We start from the raw sequence: 3,882 nt of genomic DNA, 5'->3' as shown, positions 1-3,882 counted from the left end.
GCCAGCGCCCAGCCGCTGCTGACCAGCCATTTCTGGATGTCCTCGCCGTCGACATCGCAGCGCGCGATGGTGCGGCCGCGGCGATCGACCGAGCGGGCGTGGCAGGTCCAGCTCTTGTTGCTGGCGTGCTTGATGAGTGCGTCGCGCGCGGCGACGCCGCAGGTCCAGCGCTCGCCCTTGGTGTTGAGGCAGAGCTGGTCGGTCGACGGTGCGTCGATGCCGCCGAGCCGGATGTGGACGCTGCCGATCTGGACCTGGTCGCCATCGCGGATCTTCGGCACGCCGGTGATGTCGGCGGCGAACGCCAATGTAGGCAGCGACGAGAGCAGGCCAGCGATGAGCAGCGTCTTGAGCATCGGCAATCCCGGCGAAGGCATGGCGTTCATGTGTCAGTGCCCATGAATTGTGCGGGCAATTGGGCAGCAGTGCCAGTGGCGTTGTGTTGCTGCCGGTTTCAACTTCGCGTCATTCCCCTATGAATGAGCCATTCGTCGTCGCGCCAATGCCAGGCTCATCAGCGCGAAGGCCGACGTCACCTCCGGGCCGCCGACCAGGATGCGCGTCGGCGTCTTCATCTTGTTCCACTCATAGGCCTTGTAGGGTCCGCGGCGGCCGCCTTCGCCAAGGTTTTGCACGATGCAATGCAGCGCCGGCGTGAAGGTTGCGATCTCGGCGTTCAGATGCGCCAGCGCCATCAGCGCGAGCGCGGCGTCGAACGGGTTCATCTCATGGGCGATCAGCTCGTCCTTGACGTAGCCGAGCACGCGGGCGCGGATCAGCGCGAACACGTTGCCGGGGTCGATGATGCGCTGGGCCGCGAGCGGCAACGCGACGAAGGCGGCGTAGCAGCGGCCGAAATAGGCCGAATAGAGCTCGGGCAGATAATAGATATGCGAGCGCGGATTTTTGAACGCGCCGCTTTCGACCAATCGCCTCTGGAACGCGATGATCCGATGCACGGTCTGAAGCCGCTGCGGCGTCTCGATGATCTTCCAGCGCTTGAGGTTGCGGAACGAGACCTCGAGGATGTCGAGGTTCAACGTCGGGTCGAGGTCGTTGCCATAGGGCCGGTCGCCGTTGAGATTGTCGATCCAGGTGACGACGCCGCCCTCATAGTCGATGTGATCGTTGAGCGGCACGGTGACACGCGGCTCGTTGGCGCCTGCGCGCACCTGGTAGCCGCGGTAGAAATCCACCAGCGGCTGGTCGAGGATCGGATCGTCGGCTCCCGCCTGCGTGGCGGCGGAGAACGCGCATGCCGTGGTGTCGCAGTCGGGCACGTAGATGCCGAAGCCGAGATCCTGCTTGATCTGGGCAAAGAAGCGCGAGAAGCGCGGATGCGGCCCGGGCGCCAGCGCCGTGATCACGTTCACGGTCGAGCCGTCATGCGACGGCACCTCCTCGGCGCTGGTTTTCAGGCAGAACTCCACCATGTCAGAAATCGCGCGCCGTGCCGCGCCGGCCTGGTCCGATGACGCGAGCCCGGTCTCGACGAAGCCGAGCAGCGCCTCGGTGAAGAACGCGTCGTAATAGGCGGAGCGATGGCGGATCTGCACCGGCTCCCACATCGGCTCGGCAATGCCGCGCCACGGCGGGTTGATCAGCGCGCGCGCCGGCGAATGCGCGATGAAGATGCGCGCAAGAGCGAACAGCAGCGTCGAGTTCTTGTAGCCGCGCGCGTTCAGGCCGGTCAGCGCCATCAGCATCTCGCGCCCGCTGATGTCGGCGTCGCCGAGCAGGTTGAACGCGGCATAGGTCGGGATAAAGCCATTCCTCGCAAACGAGCGCAGCAGATGCGCGCCGCAGACACGGATCGCCCGGTCGATGTCGGCCATCGCAGGCGCGCGCGCTGTGACTTTCGCGGCCGGCGGCTGCGGGTGGCGGACATCGATGTCGTCCATCAGCTCGGCGACCGGAGTGCCGATCGCGGTCCAGTCCGGCGCCGCATCGTCGCGGGCGGCGGTCAGCGCCGCGCGCAGCCGGGTGAGGCGCTCAGCATCCTTCAGCGCAGGCAGGCCGGTGCGGCGAAGCAGCGGGCGCAGCGCCGGATTGCCGAGCGCGGTCCGGTAGAATTTTCCGAGATGGGGATCGCCGCCCTGATATTTCAGCAGCAGGGGGTCGCAAACGTCGTACAGCGACGGGCCGTCTTGCCTCACCGTCAGCGCCCGGCACACCGCCTTCGCGATCCCATGAAAGCCCATGAATCTCTTTCTGCTGGAACCGGTTAACGCGGTCAGCCCCGACGATTGTTCCTCATTCCGTCCTAGAATCCCACAAGCTATTGGAAAGCTACATGAATCCGTACAAAACACAAATGTGACAGAAGTCACATAACGGCATGCCATCCAGGTCAAGGGCCGCACCCGACTGGACCCATGCGCCAAATCCGGTTGCCCCGAGCGGCCCGCCGGGTTAATGGTTTGTTTGTTGCGATGCCGCAAATAGAGAACAACTCACCCGGCACACACGTTAGCCCCATTAAACCTGACCGGATCAAACGCGACTAACTGGCGCGGCCATGTTGAGCGCCTTGGGATAATGATTGGGATTAAGAACGCTATGAACCTCAGGCAGCTTCGCATTTCCCGCCGCACCATTGCGGTCGCCGTGGCGCTATCAGGCACGGTCTCGCTGGCGATCGGCGCCCATGCCGCGCTGAACAAGCGTTCGCTCGACGCCGCCAAGGCGATGACCACCCAGCAGGTCACCGGCGCCATCAACACCGGCGCCCCCCGCGTCGCGCTGATCATCGGGAACGGCCATTACCCGGACGCCGCCGCGCCGCTGGCCCAGCCGATCAACGATGCCCGCACGCTGTCGGCCGCGCTGCGCCACGACGGCTTCGACGTCGACGTCGTCGAGGATGCAACCCGCGACGACATGGTCCGCGCGGTCGAGCGGATGAAGGCGAAGATCCGACCCGACACCGTCGTGATGCTGTTCTTCGGCGGCTACGGCGTGCAGGTCGGCCGCGAGAGCTACATGATCCCGGTCGATGCCACGATCTGGAAGGAATCCGACGTGAAGCGCACCGGCGTCAGCGTCGAGTCCGTGCTCGACGTGATGAAGGAGCAGGGCGCCAAGGCCAAGCTCGTCGTGCTCGATGCCTCCAGGCGCAATCCTTACGAGCGCCGCTTCCGCTCCTACTCCCATGGTCTCGCCCCGATCAGCCCGCCGGAAAACACGCTGGTGCTGACCTCGGCGACGGCAGGCAAGGTCGCCGACGATTCCACGTCGCCGAACAGCGTGCTGGTGTCGGAGCTGTTGAACAACATCAACGCCCAGGCCGGCGCCGAAAGCGCCTTCAACAAGACCCGCGTCGCCGTGTCGCGTGCGAGCGAAGGCGAGCAGGTGCCGCAGGTGTCGTCGTCGCTCTTGGAAGACATCAAGCTCGGCGGCTGACGTTGGCGCGTCATGCGCGGGCATGACCCGCGCAGCCATCTTCAGAAAATCATCGGTTTCGGTGGATTGCCGGGTCAAGCCCGGCAATGACGGATTGCGTCCATCGCCGCTTGCTCCACCTTCGCCTCTCCTCTCTTGTCCGCCGAAGCCATAGCGAAGGCGGATGTGGGAGAGGCCGGATTGCATCGTCAGATGCAATCCGGGTGAGGGGTTGCGGTCTATCCGCGCAGCATGCCGTGCGGAGGGAAACGCCTCACCCCAGCCCTCTCCCACAAGGGAAGAGGGAGCCTGACCAGCGTGCTCGCCTCACGTCGTGTGCTGAAACAGCGGTCCCCTTCACTTTGCATCCGCATTCCCGCCCACCGGCCGCACCGGATCGCCCTCGCGCAGCAGCGCGCCGGCGCGGGCGACGACGATGTCGCCCTCCTGGATGCCGTCGCGGATCTCGACCTGCCCGGCCGACATCAGCCCGGTCTCGAC

At 65.3% G+C, this 3,882-nt stretch carries 3 protein-coding genes and 1 pseudogene; 1 reads left to right on the top strand and 3 read right to left on the bottom strand.

Features of this window, described 5'->3' with window-relative positions; genetic code table 11:
- Window positions 1-356, bottom strand: a 356-nt coding sequence (locus AS156_RS45150) for a thermonuclease family protein (RefSeq protein ID WP_245313149.1), incomplete at its 3' end; no start/stop codon positions are given.
- A gap of 117 nt (window positions 357-473) precedes the next feature.
- On the bottom strand, window positions 474-2,201 hold the full coding sequence (locus AS156_RS30990; RefSeq protein ID WP_066512874.1) for a hypothetical protein: 1,728 nt from the start codon (window positions 2,199-2,201) through the stop codon (window positions 474-476).
- 358 nt (window positions 2,202-2,559) lie between these two features.
- Here AS156_RS30990 and AS156_RS30985 point away from each other — a divergent pair, with 358 nt between their 5' ends.
- The gene (locus AS156_RS30985) at window positions 2,560-3,402 is read left to right on the top strand and encodes a caspase family protein (protein ID WP_066512873.1); all 843 of its coding nucleotides are present in this window, start codon (window positions 2,560-2,562) and stop codon (window positions 3,400-3,402) included.
- Between the two features lie 336 nt (window positions 3,403-3,738).
- Here the strand turns inward: AS156_RS30985 and AS156_RS45145 are convergent.
- Window positions 3,739-3,882, bottom strand: a pseudogene (locus AS156_RS45145) (efflux transporter periplasmic adaptor subunit); the annotation flags it as partial.

The organism is Bradyrhizobium macuxiense, from assembly GCF_001542415.1.
In the GTDB taxonomy this organism is placed as follows: Bacteria; Pseudomonadota; Alphaproteobacteria; order Rhizobiales; family Xanthobacteraceae; genus Bradyrhizobium; species Bradyrhizobium macuxiense.
The sequence above is the reverse complement of the archived record's forward strand: the minus strand, read 5'-3'. Positions and strand labels throughout refer to the sequence as shown.